Raw genomic sequence first — 16,031 nt, forward strand, 5'->3', positions numbered from 1 at the left:
GGGAGCGGAAGTCAACGCTTGACGCGGCCGCGGACGGCGAGGAGGGCGAGACCGAGCAGTACCGGTTCCGAGAGCCGCGAGGCCATCTCGGTGTACGTACCGGTGGTGGTCAGACCCTGGCCGCTGCTGCGGAACACCACCGAGTTGATGACCACGCGCAGCGACTTGTCGAACCGCTCGGTCGTCAGCCGCTTCCGGTACGGCCCGTCGGGATTCGCCGGATCCGGCGTATCGGTCCTCAAGGTGATGCTTCGGCCGGTGACGGTGCCGGTACTTTCTGGCTTCGGGTCGTCCTTCGGCAGGCCCCACAGCATCATCACGGACATGGTGGCGATCATGGCCAGCAGGAGCCATCCGAGGGCGCGCGAGGCACGCAGACCGTACCCCGACACCGCCCAGTACAGAGCAAGCAGGCCCCGCTCGGCACGGGGAGTGGCCGGGTCGTGGCGGCGCATTTCCATCTCGCCGTAGTAGAAGTCGGCGGCGCCGGGCTCGTTCTTGCCGTCCTCGAACGCTTTGCGCAGTTGCCGGTACACCGCAGCGAGTGCACTCGGCTCCAGTGCGCTCCCCCCGTCCGCGGGTGTCCAGCCGTCCGCGGCGGTGTCGTGAGCGGCACGCCAGTGATGTTCTTCGGCCAGCGTCTTGCGCGGCGTCCAGCGCACCGGCCACGGGCCGCGCCTCCGTATCCCGGAAGGGGCAGTGGCCAGGACGCACCGACCTTCCATCTGCAACTGGTCGAGGTGGACGGCCCCGGCGAAGCGGCAATCGGTGAGGTCGACATCGGTGAGTACCAGATGCGCGGCGTCCACGCCGCGCAACGAGTGGACGCGCACGCGGGGGTCCGTCAGACCATGTCCGGCCACTTCCTCGCGGATCACGGCGAAGGGCCAGGACTGAGCAGCGACACTCACCGGGTACTCCAGGACCGCATCGCTGAGGTCCACGCCCGCGTACCGCAGGCGCAGCGCCGCGGTGGAGGCCCACCGAGTCCGGCGGCAGACCAGGCCCGCGGTCGCTGCCTCGATGGTTACGGCGACGTCGAACACAGCCTCGGACAGGACCAGTTCTCCCTCGCACACGAAGGGGCCCATGAGGGAAGCGCGTGCGAAAGCCGCCCTGTTGAAGTGTGCGTTGCGGTGGAACTGTGCCCCGAAGAACCGTGCGTCACCGCCGAAGCTCGCCCCGTTGAACCGGGCGTCGAGGCCGAACTTCGCGTGGTCGAACTCCGCGTCACCGCCGAACTCCACCCAACGGAACCTGGCCTGCTCATCGAATGTCGCCCCGTCGAACCACGCGTCGCGGCCGAACGTTGCCCTGGGGAAGCCTGCGTCGCCGGCGAACTCCGCCCCGCCGAACCATGCGGTGCCCTCGAACCGTGCCCCGTCGAATCCGGCGTCAGCGGTGAACTTTGCCCCGATGAACCGGGCTTCGTCGCCGAACTCCACCCCGTCGAACCTCACCTCACCGGTGAACTCCGCCCCGCTGAAGGAAACTTTGCCGGGGCGGGACTGATTCGTCGCGGGGTCGTGGAGCCGGGCGAGAAGCTCGGTCAGCAGCTCACCGCTCACCCGAGTGCCACGGTGATCGAGGTCGGCACCGGGCAGCAGACCGGCCAGGTAGGCGGCGCGGTCGGTGGTGCTCAGGTGGGCCAGGCACTCGGCATACGGGTCGACCCGGCGGCCGCGGCAGCCCACGGCGTCGGCTGACGGATCGGAACCCTGCCCGCAACAGGGCCAGTCAGGGGCGCTCAGCGGCGACGCGGCGGGGGCGTTGGCGGTCACGCCCGATGGTACGTCGGATGACGGGCGGTGGAAGTCCTACGCCAAGCATGACAAGGCGGAGGGCACCGCCACCGAGGTCGAGGTGTTACCGGCCGCTCCCACCTGATGTGCGGTCGACCGTCGTCCAGCCAGCCGTCCGCCTGCCGTGAGGCGGGGGAGGACGTGTCCGTCGTCCCCCGCACCCGGTCCTCGGCTATGCGTACAGCTCGATCACATCGGCCTGGTCGTTGGCGGACACCAGGGCCTCGTACCTCCCGCCCGGCCCGCCGAAGATCCACTCCAGGCCGCCTGCCACCGGATCCCAGTTCCTGCCGACGATCCAGGCGCCGTCGGTCTGCGCGTTGTAGTAGGAACTGACCTTGTCCTGCCAGCTGGAGCCGTCAGGCATCGTGTAGTTCGACAGCGTGTAGGAGCCGTAGTAGTAGAAGTCCAGGCGGTAGCCGGTCGCGTCGCGGTGCTGCCACACACAGGCGTAGCCGGTCCGGCAGTCGCCCGTGCCGTCGGCTGCCCCGCGGGTGGACGGTACGACGGTCATCTCCACGCCCGGCGCCAGCCGCACCCGGTCCTTCCCGACGCGCTCGGCGCCCTCGTTGTGCTCCAGCAGCCCCTCGATCTGCCGCTCCAGCCCGGTGTGCGCGGCCTTGGCCGACGAGGCGGGCTCTGCCGGCGCGGCGGCCGACGGGGTGGCCAGAGCCGTTGTGAGCACGGATGTGGCGACCAGTGCGAGTGCGAGTGAGGTGCGGCGCGTGCTCAGCGAACTCAGCAGCTTCAGTGGATTCATGCGTCTCTCCCGTTGGCGTGTAGGCGGAACCGTTGCTCCTGCGACGACCTCTTCCTCAGCGGCGTCCCCTTCCGGTGCCGCTCGGAGCGGTCAGTTGCTGTACGCGCGAAACGGGGGCCAGGTTGCACAGGAGTTGAGCGCTCGACGCGGGCGCCCCGTCCGGTTCGTCTCGGTCGCCGTCTTGATCGCACAGACGGTCACGAGATCGTCCGCCGCGCCACCACCCCGCATCAGCACGACGTGGCACCGGCGGCCGTGAAAGCTCACGGCCCTTGTGGGGGGATTTCGGGCGGGCATTCCGATACCGGAGGCGGCGAGATGTTCCTGACGGGCGAGCGGACCGAGCTGTACCAAATCCGGGCGGCGCGGCCTTTCCTGTTCGCCGTCGTGGCGGGCAAGAGACCGATCGCTGGATTCCAGGTATCCATGATCCGAACAACGCACATAATCCGCTAGCATGTTCGAGCTCGTATCGATCATTGGGAAATAAGACAAATCGGCTGAAAAATTGATAACTAACCTAACGCGAGGGCTTTCGCGCGCAGGCGGCAGCTCTCGGTTGGCGGCATGGCGCCGGCCGACCATCGTGCTCTGGGCCGCAGTGAGTGTGGTGGGCCTCGGATTCCTCGTGGCGCTGGAGATCGCCGCGCGCCGGTACGGCGAGCCGGGGCCGATCACCGATCAGGCGCGCGAGGTCATATTCGCCCCCAAATCGGGCACAGTGCTATACGTCAGCATGGCGTTGATGATGGTGGTCCTCACCTGGCGACAGCGACTCATCGCGGTCGGCGCCGCGATCGGTATCGACATCGTCTTCTGGCTCGTGCGGTGGGCTGTCGGTGCCGAGATGATGTACGGCAACGGAGCACTGTGGGTGACGTTGGCCTGCGGGGTCATCGCCATCACGCGCCGCACCGGCCAGGACCGCGTCCTGCTCCTGAAAGGTGTCGGACTCGCCCTGCTGCTGGTGGCCGGCCGCAAGACCGGCTACACCTGGCTGCTGATCACGTCGAAGACCCGCCCGATGGTGCTCGACCCCTACGTGGCAGCCGCCGATCACGCGCTGGGCAACCCCTCATGGCTGGCGGGCCGCATCGTCGCGGCCACCGGCACCGTGGGCGAACACGTCCTCGACTTCGTCTATATCCAGCTCGCGGTCGCCGCGGTCCTCATCGCGCTGTACCAGCTGCGCAACGTGGCGGCCGAGGGACGCTTCCCGGGTCACCATCTGGTGCGCACCTTTCTCGTCATCGGCTTGCTCGGGCCGGGCATCTACATGATCTACCCGGTGGTCGGACCCGTCTTCGCCTACGGTGCCGACGGGGGCGCCTGGGCGGTCGCCAACCTGTGGCCGGACATACCGCCGCCGGTCGGTACCCCGGGGCCGATACCCTTCGACGAGGTCACCCCCCGGAACTGCATGCCCAGTCTGCACACGGCGTGGGCCACCGCGATCTTCATCCATTCCCTCAAGGGCCCCCCGATCCTGCGCTTCGCGGGCGGCTTCTGGCTGATCGCCACTCTCGGCGCAACGCTGGGCTTCGGGTACCACTACGGCGCGGACATCGTCGCCGGTGTGGTGTTCACCCTCACCATCGAGGCGGCGCTGCGCTCGCTCGACCGGGGCTGGGACCGACGTGGAATACAACTCGTCGTCTACGGCGCGGCGGTATTCATTGCACTCCTGGCGTCGTACCGCTATCTGTCGATGGAAATGGCCGAATGGCCATGGGTGTTCGGGCCGCTGATCATTGCGGCGATGGCCTCGGTGATCTACGGCTACGTACGGACCACCAGGCTGTGGGACCGGAAACCGGAGCCGGTGCAGCTGCCGCATCCTCGACGCGAAGCGCAGCCCGAACTGGTCTGAGCCGCGCTGCCCCGCTGGGCCCGAGCGGCACCGTGCACGGCTTGCGGTAGGGGCGCCGCCGGGAGGAAGCGGCCGGACGGCACCTCCGGAGGATCAGTCGATCACGGCGGCCCGCCAGGATCAGTCGATCACGGCGGCCCGCCAGGTCTCCTCGTCGGCGTCCAGGAGCGCCCCGACGAGGTCGGGCTCCGGCAGGGGGCCGTGGTCAGCGGCGACTCTCAGCGCCGAGGCCGCGGTCAGATGGCCGAGCCGCAGGGCGCGGTACACAGGTAGCTGTCGCAGCAGGCCGCTGAGGAACCCGGCGGCGAAGGCATCGCCCGCGCCCACGGGTTCGGCGACGCGCACCGTCAAGGCGGGCACGCTGTACGCGGCGGCTCCTACGAAGGCGGTGGCCTCGCGGTCGCCGTCCTTCACCACGAGGACCTGCGGACCGGACAGGAGTTCACGAACCCCTTCGGCGTCGGTGATCCCGTCACCCCACAGGGCCTGGGCCTCGTCGAGGCCGACGAGGACGATGTCGGCCCGGTCGGCGAGCGGCCGCAGGATGTCGCCGGCGGGGCGGCCGGTCCACAGGGCGGGGCGGTGGTTGACGTCGAAGCTGACCGGCCAGGGACGATCGGGGCGCAGTGCCCGCTCGACGAGGGCATGGCAGCCGGGGGAGAGGGCCGGGGTGATGCCGCTGAGATGGAGGAGTGCGGCGCCCGCCATGGCCGGGTCGTCGAGGAGTTCGGGAGTGAGGGCCGAGGCGGCGGATCCACGGCGGTGGTAGTGGACGTGCGTGCCGTGCGCGCCGGGGTCCTTCAGGAGCAGTCCGGTGGGTCGGTCCGGGTCGGTGCGGACGCCGTCGACGTCGACTCCGCCCGCGGCGATCCGGTCGCGGACGCGCCTGCCGAAGGGGTCGTCGCCGACGGCGGAGAGCCAGCGGGCGGGGATGCCGTGGTCGGCCAGGTAGAGGGCGACGTTCGACTCGGCGCCCGCGATGTCGATACGCAGCAGGTCGGCGTGGTCGAGCGGCCCGAGGGGCTCGGGTGCGAGGGCTGCCATGGTCTCGCCGACGCAGACGACGGGGCCGGGGCGCAGGGTCCGGGGGGTACTCATGGTCGGTCCTACGGTGTGTCGGTACGGACTGCGGGTTCGCGGGCGGCTTCGGAGTCCGTGGAGGTCGGGCCCTGGGTGCGCTCCGCGCGGTAGGACGCGGCCGGCGTCCCGGGTACGTCGACCCGGAACGCGAAGACGGCGCCGTCCAGCGGACCCGGCCGGGACAGGCCGATGCGGGCGCTGGTGACAAGAAGGGTGCGGCCGTCGGGACCGCCGAGGCAGAGCCCGGCGGGCTGAGTGGCGGGCAGTTCGACGATCCGGTCGAGGGCGCCGTCGGGGTGATAGCGGTGGGCCTGGCCGGCGCCCCAGACCGCGGTCCAGAGGCCACCCTCGGTGTCGGTCGTCATACCGTCGGGACTGCCTGTGGCGAAGGTGATGTGGGCGTCGGGCTCGCCCACGTCGCCGGTGACCGGGTCGACGGGGTAGCGCCGGACGAGCCCTCGGGCGCTGTCGGCGAGGTACATGACGGTGCCGTCCGCGCTGAAGGCCGGGCCGTTGGGCACGGTGATGTCCCGCAGGACGCGGGTGACACGTCCGTCGCGGTCCACGCGGTAGAGAGAGCCCGCGTCCTCGGTCGCCTCGTACGCCATGCTGCCCGCCCAGAAACGGCCCTGCGGGTCGGCGACGCCGTCGTTCATCCGCATCGGCACGGGTGCGTCGTCTTCGGGGCGTGCGATCCAGTCGATCCGGCCTGCGGGGTCGATGCGGCAGATGCCGGTGCCCGCCGCCGCGATCCAGTGACCGGGCCGGTTCTCGACCGGGGCCACCGCACCCAACGGGCAGGGGAGTTGGGTGATGGGGGCGAGCGGTGCGGCGGGATGGCCGGGGGCGGACAGAAGACGGCCGGAGAGGATGTCCGTCAGCACCGCGCGGCCGTCCGTCCACCGGATGCCCTCGCCGAGTTCGAGGCGGTCGGTCCCGATGACCGTGGGCCGGGTCACGGCCGGACCACCGTGCGCACGACGTCCAGGAACGTGCGGGCCCGCTCGCGCAGGGCGGTGAGACCGCCGCCCGAGGCCGCGTCGCCGACCAGTGGTGAGCCGACACCGACGGCTGTGGCACCGCTGCGCAGATAGTCGGCGGCTGCCTGGGCGTCCACCCCGCCGACGGGTACGAACGGCAGGTCGGGGAAGGGGCCGCGCAGGTCCCGAAGATAGCCCGGACCTCCGGCGCTGCCGGCAGGGAAGAGTTTGAAGGCCGTGGCACCCAGGCGGTGCGCCTGGAGGACGTCGGTGGGGGTCATCACGCCCGCGAGCACCGGGAGTCCGAGCTCCAGGCCGGTGGCTATGCCGTCGCTGACCGCCGGGGTGACGAGGAAGCCGGCTCCGGATTTCTGAGCGGCACGGGCCTCGTCGGAGGTCAGGACGGTGCCGGCGCCGAGGGTTGCGTCAGGGCCCAGTGCGGCACGGGCCCGGGCTATGACGTCGAGCGCGTCGCGTCCGCTGAGGGAGACCTCGACGAGGGAGATGCCTTCCTCGACGAGGGCGAGCACGGTCGTCAGCGCGGCGTCCGGATCGCTGCCGCGGACGATGGCGAGCAGCCGGTGGGAGCGCAGCGCGGCGAGCAGGTCCATCGGGGATCCCTTCTGGTGGTGGGTGTCAGGCGCGACGGGTGGCGGTGACGGTGAGCCGCCAGGTGACCTCACCGCTCGCGGGCACGACGGCGGTGTCGCCGTGACCCCCCGTCGCCCGGTCGAAGACCCGGCCGAGCATCGGCTCGACGCCGATCGACCGGTACGGCGCGTCCTGGGGGAAGCCGCGGAGGTTGCGCCACAGGGCGACGGAGTGCGGCTGCGGTCCGTCGGCCTCGACGGACAGGTGGAGGGAGTCCGGGCCGTCGTGCACGGACACCTGTGAGGTGAGGACGACTGCTCCGACGGCGCTCCCGTCGTCCGGGCCGAGCCGGTCCAGCGGGATGCCGTCGACGGTGGGCCAGGCGCCGGTGACCCAGCGGTCTCCCTCGTCCGGGTAGAGCCGCGTGACCGCGGGCCCGTCGATACCGATCCGGGCGGACGGAGACAGGTCGAGCAGGGCGTGGGCGGCCCATACGAAGCGGTAGCCGGGTTCGGCGGTGAGCGTGTAGTCGGCGACGGCCGCCCCCGCCTCGTCGCGGATACGGCGCGCCAGGCGGAAGTCCGGGCACTCCACGAGGTCCACGTCCCCGTCCCGCCGCCACCGCCGCGACCAGGCGTCCCCGTGATCGGGCAGCCCGCGAACGGTCGGCGCGCACTCCTCCAGGCCCCCGGCGTCGGCGAAAGCGTCACCGGGGGAGACGTGCGCGCGGCGCGGCTCGTCGCGGTGCCAGAGCCATTCGCGGCCGCCGGCGGTCAGTGAGGTCCAACGGCCGCCCCATTCCGGGTCGGTGACCACGGACACCGGCAGCCGGTTCCCGGTCACCATTCGGCGAAGGAGCCGTCGGCGTGCCGCCAGACGGGGTTGCGCCAGGCGTGCCCGGACCGGTCGGCGGCGCGCACCGCGTCCTCGTCGACAGCGATGCCGAGTCCGGGCAGTCCGCTGCGACGCGCCTGACCGTCGACGAAACGGAAGGGCTCGGTGTCGACGAGGTAGGAGAGCAGGTCGGCGTCCTTGTTGTAGTGGATGCCCCGGCTCTGCTCCTGGATCAGGAAGTTGGGCGTGGCGAAGGCGACCTGAAGGCTTGCGGCCAGTGCGATGGGGCCGAGCGGGCAGTGCGGCGCCAGATGAGCCCCGAAGGTCTCGGCGAGCGACGCGATCCGGGTGACCTCCGAGATCCCGCCGGCGTGCGACAGGTCCGGCTGGGCCACGGCGACTCCCGCGGTCAGCGGCGCAAGGAAGTCGGCTCGCCCGTAGAGCCGTTCACCGGTGGCGAGCGGCACCGACGAGGCGCCGACCAGGCCCGGCAGCAGGTGCGCCTGCTCGGGCAGGACGGGCTCCTCCACGAACAGCGGGTGCAGGGGGGCTATCTCCTGGAGCACGCGCCGCGCGTTGGCGGCGCCGAAGCGGCCGTGGAAATCGACGGCGACGTCCCGGTGCGGACCCAGGGCCTCGCGTGCCGCCGCCACGCGCTCGACGACGGCTGCGGTCTCGGCGGGGCTTCCGATCGGCGGGGTGCGTCCGGCGGCGTTCATCTTGACGGCGGTGAAGCCGGCTTCCACCTGGGCGGTCACCTCCTCCTTGAGCCGGTCGGGCTCGTCGCCGCCGACCCAGGCGTACACCCGTACCGCGTCGCGGACCGGCCCGCCGAGCAGCGTGTGCACCGGCACCCCGAGTGTGCGGCCGGCGATGTCCCACAGGGCCTGGTCGATGCCGGCGACGGCACTGGAGAGCACCGGGCCGCCGCGGTAGAAACCGCCCTTGCTCAGCACCTGCCAGTGGTCCTGGATGCGCAACGGGTCCTGGCCCACCAGGTATTCGGCCAGCACCTCCACGGCCGACCGGACCACCTCGGCCCTGCCCTCCACCACCGGCTCGCCCCAGCCGACGACGCCGTCATCCGTCTCGATCCGGCAGAACAGCCACCGGGGCGGGACGAGAAAGGTCTCGACGCGCGCGATCTTCACTGTCCCTGGCCGTCCTTCTTCTCGGAGGAACCGTCCGCGCCGTCGGACGCGAGCGGGCCGCTGACCTTGTCGAGATCGCGCGTCGCCTGGTCGAGCAGGGCGCGCATGGCGTGTTCCGCGGCGTCGGGGTCCCGGTCGCGCACGGCGTCGAGGACGGCACGGTGGCTGGGTACCGGGTCCTCGCTGTGCGGAGCGCTGTGCACGAGCTGGTCGCGTTGGGCGAGGCCCGACTCGATGACCATCTCCATGCGTTCCAGCAGCTCGTTGTGGGTGGCGGCGAGCAGCGCCCGGTGGAAGGCGAGGTCGGCCTCGACGGCGTGACTCGCGCCGCCCTCCTGCCCCATCGCGGTCAGGGCCGTCTCCAGCGCCTCGAGGTCGGTGTCGGTGCGCCGGTCCGCCGCGAGGCGCACGGCCGCGGGTTCGATGATCCCGCGGACCTCACCGAGGCTGCGCAGCAGTGCGGGGTCGGCGCCGGTGCCGCTGCTCTCGGAGAACTGCCAGCGCAGCACGTCGGCGTCGAGAAGGTTCCAGTCGGAGCGGGGCCTGACGAAGGTGCCGCGCTTCTGCCGGGCGTCGACCATGCCCTTGGCCGCGAGCACCTTCAGGGACTCGCGCAGCGCCGTCAGGCTGACGTCCAGCTCGCTCTGCAGCGCCGCCATGTCGAGCGTCGCTCCTTCGGGGATCTCGCCGGTGAGCACTCGGCGGGCGAGGGTCTCCACCGTCTGGCCGTGCACTCCGCGGCGCGCGTATGGCGTCATGTCTATGCCCTTCTTGCTGTTCGATCGGTGGCCGGGGCGGTCGTTCCGTCAGGCCGAGGCCTTCGAGATGCTCCAGCCGCCGTCCACGAGCAGGCTCGATCCGGTGATGTAGGAGGCCTCGTCGGCGGCGAGGAAGGCGACGGCGGCGGCGACCTCCTCGGGCGTGCCGAAGCGGCGGGCCGCGGTGCCCGCGACGCTGAGCTCGCGGTCGGCCTGCGGCACCCGGTCCCACGCGGCGGTCAGGATGGGCCCCGGCAGTACCGCATTGACCCGGACGTCCGGGCCGTACTCGACGGCGAGTTGACCGCACAGCGACAGCAGGGCGCCCTTGCTTGCCGCGTACGCCGGATGGCCGGGGATGCCCCGGTGCGCGTGCACGGAGGACACGAGCACCACGGCCCCGGACTTCGCGCGCAGATCCGGCAGCGCCGCCCGGACACCGAGGAAGGCACCGGTGAGGTTGACCGAGAGCTGCCGCTCCCAGGAGGCGAGACTGGTCTCGTGAGCCGGTGCGACGGCCACCGTGTACGCGTTGCTGACCAGGACGCCCACGGGACCGAAGCCGTGCGCGGCGGTGATCACCCGCGGCCAGTCGTCCTCGCTCGCGACGTCGGCGTCGACGAAGACGGCCCGGGCCCCGTCCTTGCGCAGCCGTTCGGCGGTCTCCTCGCCGCGGTCGGCGGCGATGTCGACGAGGACGACGGCCGCGCCCTCCGCGGCGAGGCGAGCCGCGGCGGCCGCGCCGATGCCCGACGCGGCACCCGTGACGACGGCGACGCGATTGGTGAAACGGGCGGCTGGATTCATGTGGGGGATCTTCTCCTGATCGAGAGGCCGGTGGGGCGCAGATTTTCCGATGTCGTCACTGACGGGCGAGAACCGTCAGCTCCGCGTCGTGTTCGCGGCTCCAGGTGAACGGCAGCCCCGAGTGCAGCAGATACGCCCCGCTGTAGCGGGTTCCGGTGTCGGTGTCGGTGTCGGTGTATACGGATTCCGGGTTCAGGCCCCGCAGGCGGAGCCGGGCGGGCCGTCCGGACAGCAGGGGCGCGCCGTCCAGCGGTCCGGTGTTCCATGCCGTCACCACCACACGGGCACCGCTGCGTTCCTCGAACTGGACACCGCACGTCGGGTCGGCCGGGGTGCCCAGCAGGTGGACCTCCCCGTGGTGGACGACGTCCCGGATCTCCTTGTAGCGGGCGATCCACCTCGCCGCCTCGGCACGCTGCTCCGGAGCCCAGTGGCGGATGTCGGCGCCGACACCGAGAACGCCCGCCATCGAGTTGACGAAGCGGAAGGCGAGCGAGCGCGGCCGGGGATCGAAGATGCCCGGGGCGTCGGTGACCCAGGAACTCATGGTGTGCGGGGCATGCGCGTGGAGATAGCCGTACTGGATGCGCAGTCGGTCCATGGGCGCGGTGTTGTCGCTGGGCCACACCACGTCGGTGCGGGCGATGGTGGCGTGCTCGACGCGAGCGCCGCCGCCGGCGCAGCCCTCGATCGTGACGTGCGGGTGGGCGGTGCGCAGATGGTCCAGGACGCGGAGGTAGCCGGCGACGTGCCCGGCATCGAGGTCCTGCCGCTCCGGGTCGGGACCCGCCGGCTGCCCGGGGCGGCCGCGTTCGGTGGGCGGCCGGTTCATGTCCCACTTCAGATAGCTGATGGCGTGCGAGCCGAGCAGCCGGTCGAGGGTACCGATGACGAAGTCCTGGACGTCCTCACGGCCGAGGTCGAGCAGGAGTTGGTTGCGCACGAGTGTGGCCGGGCGGCCGTCGATCCGGTACACCCACTCGGGGTGTTCTGCGTACAGCTTGGAGCAAGGGCTGATGCCCTCGGGTTCGACCCACAGGCCGAAGTCCATGCCGAGGGACCGGACCTGGCCGATGAAGCGGTGGAATCCATCGGGAAACGCGGCCGGGTCGGGGTCCCAGTCGCCGAGGCCCCCGGTGTCGTCGTGACGCCCGGTGAACCAGCCGTCGTCGACGACGAAGAGTTCGGCACCCAGCTCGGCGGCGACCTCGGCGAGTTCCAGCTGGCCGGGGGCGTCGACGTCGAAGCCGGTGGCCTCCCACGAGTTGTAGAGGACCTTGCGGGGACGGTCGATGCGCTCGCCGCTCAGGTGCCGCTCGTAGCGGTGCCAGACGCGAGCCAGTCCGTCGAGGCCGTCCGGGCTGAAGGCGCAGGCCAGGCGCGGTGTGACGAGGGTGGTGCCGGGGGTGAGGCGGACGGCGCCCTCGTGCGGCACGCGGCCGGCGCGTACGCGCAGCGCACCGCCGGGTTCGGCGTCGGCGGTGATGCGCCAGTTGCCGGACCACTCCAGGGCGACGCCGTAGGTGGGGGTGGTTCCCTCGGCGGGAGCGTCGGCGGACTGGATCGCGAGCCAGGGGTGGTAGGCGTGGCCCGCCGAACCCTGGGTGCTTTCCATCTCGAAGCGCCCGCGCTCCAGAACCAGTTCCTGGAGCTGGAACTCCTGCGACCACTGGCCGGCCAGGTAGGTCAGTCGCGCGCCACCCTGGACAGGCACATTGACCGCGGCGGAGTCGAAGCGCTCCAGCCGCACCTCGTCCTCACCGGTACAGGTGAGCTCCGTCCAGCGCAGGACGACATCGGTACCGGGCACCGTCTCGTAGCACAGCGCGGTGCGCAGCCCGAGCAGGTCGTCGGCGAACTCCAGGCGCAGCGTACGGTCGCCGTCCTGGGTGGCACCGTCGAACTGCCACCAGCTGCCGCGGTCGCCACCGGGACGGGAGGCGATCAGATCGGCTCCGGTGAACGGCCGCAGCCCGTACGGGATGTACTCGGCCGGGGCGGCGTCGGCGGGGGTGATGAAGTGGGTGCGACGCGATCCGTCCATGGGTGACGGCCCGGCCTCGGCACCGTGCGGCCCCCAGGCGGCGAGTTCGGCCCAGCGTCCGTCGCCGCCGAGGGTGACGGCGTAGGTGGTGGTGTCGGTGCGCAGCAGCCACCGGTCGGGCGTGGTCACTTCACGGCTCCGAGGTTCAGTCCGGCCACGAAGTGGCGCTGGAAGCGGAGGAAGACGGCCACCGTCGGGGCGGCGGCGATCACCGAACCGGCGGCGATGACGTTCCACATGGACACGTACTGGCCCTGCAGTCCGATCAGCGAGGCGGTGATCGGCATCTGGCTGTCGGTGCGCAGCACCGTGATGGCCCAGAGCAGATCGTTGAAGATCCACGTGAACGACAGGGCGGTCAGTGCGGCCAGTGCCGGGCGGGCCAGTGGCAGGATGATCCGCCAGTAGATCTGCCAGGGGCTCGCGCCGTCGATGACGGCGGCCTGCTGGATCTCACCGGGGATCGCCCGCATGAATCCGTGCAGCACGAAGACGTAGAAGCCGACGCCGAAGCCGACCTGAACCCCGATCAGCGCATACAACTGGTCGTAGATGCCGAGCACTTCGCTGAGCTTGGAGACCGGGATCAGCAGGATCTGCGGGGGCAGCAGGTTGCCGCCGAGCATCAGCAGCAGCAGGACGCGCCGGAACGGCAGGTCGTAGCGGCTGAGCGCGAAGGCCGCCATGGAGGCGAGGCCGAGCGAGAGCAGCACGGTGGGAATCGAGACGATCATGCTGTTGATGAGGGCCTGCTGCTGGCCGCCGTCCACCCATGCCTGACGGAAGCCGTCGAGAGTGAAGGAGTGCGGCCAACTGCCGACCCCGTGGGCGGCGATGTCGTCGAAGGTGCGGGTGCTCGTGACCAGGACGAGAACGATCGGCAGCAGCCACAGCGCGGACAGCAGGCCCGCCGTGAGGTGGAAGCCGGTGGTGCGCAGGGCTCGGCCGCGGACAACAGGCCGGCGGGGAGCCGACTGCGGAGCCGTGTGCGCCGTGCCGGGGTCGTGGCCCGGGTCCTTGCCGACGGGTGCGGAGGCGTGGGTGGCGGTCATCAGTCGGCCTCCCGGAAAGCGCGCACGAGGTAGCTCGCGATGACACCGAAAGCGAGCACGAAGATGACGACGGCGAGCGCGGAGCCGTATCCCAGGCGCAGGGACTGGAACGCGGTGGAGTACATGTAGGTGCTCAGCAGTTCGGAGGAGTGGTACGGACCGCCGCGGGTGAGCGCCCAGACGACGTCGAACGAACGCAGCGAGTCGATGACGATGACCGACAGGACGACCGCGTTGACGCTGCGCAGCTGCGGCAGGGTGATGTGACGGAACTGCTGAATACGGCTCGCGCCGTCGACCTTGGCCGCCTCGTACAGCACGGGATCGATTCCCTTGAGGCCGGCGAGATAGAGCACCATCACGTAGCCGACCTGGCGCCACAGGGCGGGCACGATCACCGCGAAGAAGGCGGTGTCCTGGTCGGCGAGCCAGGCGTGCCGCCAGCTGTCGAGGCCGACCGCCGACAGCACGTTGTTGATCAGGCCGTCCGGCTGGTACATGGCCTGCCACACCAGCGCGGTGGCGACCAGTGAGAAGACCACCGGCAGGAAGAGCGCCGCCCGGTAGAACCCGATGCCGCGCCGCTCCTGCTGGAGCAGCAGCGCGGCACCGAGGCCGAGGGCGGCGGAGAGTCCGCCGAAGAGCAGCAGCCACAGCACCGTGTTGATCGCGGCGGTGCGGAAGACCGCGTCGTGCGCCATCTCGCTGAAGTTGCCGAGGCCGACGAACGCGGGGGCCGACAGGCCGTCCCACGAGGTCAGCGACAGGTAGAAGCCCTGGATGGCGGGCCAGAAGACCCAGAAGGCCTCGACGAGCAGCGGGAGGAGGACGAAGGCCAGGACCACCGGGGGCACGCGCGTGGCCCTGGACCGTCGTGTGGAGCCGATCAGCGCCATGGTCACTGGTTCCAGATCTTCTGTGCGCTGCGCTGCCATGTGGTGAGGATGGAGCCGACCTGCTTGGGCTTGGCCAGGTAGTGCACGAGCGCGGTGTCCGCGGACGGCTGGAGGGCGTCGCTGGAGTCACGGTTGAAGAACTGGGTGAGGTCGGTGGCGCCCTCGATGAGCTTGCGGCCCTTGAGCACCAGCGGTGTGCCCGAGTCCTTGGCGTCGGGGTGGGTGGGCAGCGTGGTGCCCGAGCCGCTCTTGAGGTAGAGCTCCTGCGACTCGGCGGTGGCCAGGTAGCGCAGCAGTTCCTTGACGCCGTCGGCGCGCTTCGTGCGGGCGCTGGCGAAGAAGCCGTCGGTGGGCGCCTCTTCGGCGACCGGGATCTTCGTGTCGATGATGGGGAACTGGAAGAAGTCCAGGTCGTCCAGGGCGTCCTTGGGGGCCGCGTCGGCGAAGAAGGTGCCGATGAGCATCATGCCCGTACGGCCCTGGAGCAGGGCGGTGGTGGCGTCCTGGAAGGGGATCGCCGTGCCGTTCGGGTCGAAGAACGGGCGCGCCTCGTCCCAGCGGTCGAAGACCCTGCGGACCTCCGGATCGTCGAAGCGGTGCTTGCCGGCGAGGAGTTCGCGGTGGTAAGTGGCGCCGTTGACGCGGATGTTGAGGTAGTCGAACCAGGAGGAGGCGACCCACGGGGTGTCGCCGCCGGCGCCGAGGCCGATCGGGGCGACGCCCTTGCTCTTGAGCTTGTCGCACAGATCGAGGAACTCGTCCCAGGTCTTGGGCTCCTGTACACCCCACTTGGCGAAGTTGGACTTCCGGTAGAACATGCCCCACCAGTAGTAGCTGGTGGGCACGAAGACCTTCTTGCCGCTGGACGCGGAGGTGCACAGCTTCTTCAGCGCCTCGGAGTAGCCGGCGAGTTCGGGCTTCTCCCAGATGTCGGTGAGGTCGAGGAGCAGGTCCTTCTTCGCGTACGACTCGGCGACGGAGCCCGGGTACCAGGTGTAGGCGTCCGGCGGGTTGGCCGAGGTGAGGTAGGTCGGCAGCTGGGTGCGGAAGGTCTCCGACGCCACGGTGTTGAGCTGCGCCCTGGTGTCCCCGCGCTTGCCGAAGGCGGCGACCGTCGCCTGTATCGCGCTCTTGGCCTGCGGGGAGGAGAGGTTGGACTGCAGGGTCACCGGGCCGCCGGACTTTCCTCCGGAGGCGGACGGGCTCTGGGTGACGCAGCTGCTGAGCAGTGCGCCGGCGCCGACTGCGCCCGTTCCTACGAGGAATCGGCGGCGGGTGGCGTTGAAGGCGGTCATCTGTGCACTCCCTTGGTGCCCACGGAACGGAACTTGAGGCCCCCTGACGGCCCGGCTCCGGGCGCGGCAGGCACAGCTTGGCGCAGAGCCGGAAGGACCGTCAAGATTAAT

14 protein-coding genes are annotated in these 16,031 nt (G+C 70.8%); 1 reads left to right on the top strand and 13 read right to left on the bottom strand.

Annotated elements, in window-relative coordinates:
• Window positions 1–11 precede the first annotated feature (11 nt).
• Window positions 12–1,781, bottom strand: coding sequence for a pentapeptide repeat-containing protein (locus tag RPQ07_RS35710; protein ID WP_313948414.1), 1,770 nt, complete (start codon window positions 1,779–1,781; stop codon window positions 12–14).
• Window positions 1,782–1,974: 193 nt separating this feature from the next.
• On the bottom strand, window positions 1,975–2,562 hold the full coding sequence (locus RPQ07_RS35715; RefSeq protein WP_313948415.1) for a peptidase inhibitor family I36 protein: 588 nt from the start codon (window positions 2,560–2,562) through the stop codon (window positions 1,975–1,977).
• A gap of 586 nt (window positions 2,563–3,148) precedes the next feature.
• Here RPQ07_RS35715 and RPQ07_RS35720 point away from each other — a divergent pair.
• Window positions 3,149–4,432 carry a phosphatase PAP2 family protein gene (locus RPQ07_RS35720; RefSeq protein ID WP_313949132.1) on the top strand — a complete coding sequence of 428 codons (1,284 nt, stop codon included), beginning with the start codon at window positions 3,149–3,151 and terminating at the stop codon, window positions 4,430–4,432.
• A gap of 120 nt (window positions 4,433–4,552) precedes the next feature.
• Here the strand turns inward: RPQ07_RS35720 and RPQ07_RS35725 are convergent, their stop codons facing one another.
• From RPQ07_RS35725 to RPQ07_RS35775, 11 genes are read right to left on the bottom strand one after another with little or no spacing between them, the layout of a single operon-like run.
• A complete protein-coding gene (locus RPQ07_RS35725; RefSeq protein WP_313948416.1) occupies window positions 4,553–5,530 on the bottom strand; it encodes a sugar kinase in 978 nt (325 codons plus the stop codon).
• 8 nt (window positions 5,531–5,538) lie between these two features.
• Window positions 5,539–6,471, bottom strand: coding sequence for an SMP-30/gluconolactonase/LRE family protein (locus RPQ07_RS35730; protein WP_313948417.1), 933 nt, complete (start codon window positions 6,469–6,471; stop codon window positions 5,539–5,541).
• Window positions 6,468–7,103: a bifunctional 4-hydroxy-2-oxoglutarate aldolase/2-dehydro-3-deoxy-phosphogluconate aldolase gene (locus RPQ07_RS35735; RefSeq protein ID WP_313948418.1), complete on the bottom strand. Its 636-nt coding sequence runs from the start codon at window positions 7,101–7,103 to the stop codon at window positions 6,468–6,470. The genes RPQ07_RS35730 and RPQ07_RS35735 overlap by 4 nt, the downstream gene beginning before the upstream one ends.
• Window positions 7,104–7,128: 25 nt before the next feature.
• Window positions 7,129–7,929 carry a hypothetical protein gene (locus RPQ07_RS35740; protein ID WP_313948419.1) on the bottom strand — a complete coding sequence of 267 codons (801 nt, stop codon included), beginning with the start codon at window positions 7,927–7,929 and terminating at the stop codon, window positions 7,129–7,131.
• Window positions 7,923–9,068, bottom strand: a complete 1,146-nt coding sequence (gene dgoD, locus RPQ07_RS35745; protein ID WP_313948420.1) for a galactonate dehydratase — start codon at window positions 9,066–9,068, stop codon at window positions 7,923–7,925. The genes RPQ07_RS35740 and dgoD overlap by 7 nt, the downstream gene beginning before the upstream one ends.
• Entirely contained in the window at window positions 9,065–9,826 is a 762-nt protein-coding gene (locus tag RPQ07_RS35750; RefSeq protein ID WP_313948421.1) for a FadR/GntR family transcriptional regulator, read from the bottom strand. Before RPQ07_RS35750 ends, dgoD begins: the two co-directional genes overlap by 4 nt.
• Before the next feature lie 48 nt (window positions 9,827–9,874).
• The gene (locus RPQ07_RS35755; RefSeq protein ID WP_313948422.1) at window positions 9,875–10,633 is read right to left on the bottom strand and encodes an SDR family oxidoreductase; all 759 of its coding nucleotides are present in this window, start codon (window positions 10,631–10,633) and stop codon (window positions 9,875–9,877) included.
• Between the two features lie 55 nt (window positions 10,634–10,688).
• Window positions 10,689–12,806, bottom strand: a complete 2,118-nt coding sequence (locus RPQ07_RS35760; RefSeq protein ID WP_313948423.1) for an alpha-galactosidase — start codon at window positions 12,804–12,806, stop codon at window positions 10,689–10,691.
• Window positions 12,803–13,729 (bottom strand): carbohydrate ABC transporter permease, encoded by a 927-nt coding sequence (locus RPQ07_RS35765; protein ID WP_313948424.1) that lies wholly within the window; start codon window positions 13,727–13,729, stop codon window positions 12,803–12,805. Before RPQ07_RS35765 ends, RPQ07_RS35760 begins: the two co-directional genes overlap by 4 nt.
• A complete protein-coding gene (locus RPQ07_RS35770) occupies window positions 13,729–14,625 on the bottom strand; it encodes a sugar ABC transporter permease (protein ID WP_313949133.1) in 897 nt (298 codons plus the stop codon). The genes RPQ07_RS35765 and RPQ07_RS35770 overlap by 1 nt, the downstream gene beginning before the upstream one ends.
• Before the next feature lie 2 nt (window positions 14,626–14,627).
• Window positions 14,628–15,920 carry an ABC transporter substrate-binding protein gene (locus RPQ07_RS35775; RefSeq protein ID WP_313948425.1) on the bottom strand — a complete coding sequence of 431 codons (1,293 nt, stop codon included), beginning with the start codon at window positions 15,918–15,920 and terminating at the stop codon, window positions 14,628–14,630.
• Window positions 15,921–16,031: the final 111 nt, after the last annotated feature.

Source organism: Streptomyces sp. AM8-1-1 (genome assembly GCF_032229325.1).
Taxonomy (GTDB): Bacteria; Actinomycetota; Actinomycetes; order Streptomycetales; family Streptomycetaceae; genus Streptomyces; species Streptomyces achmelvichensis.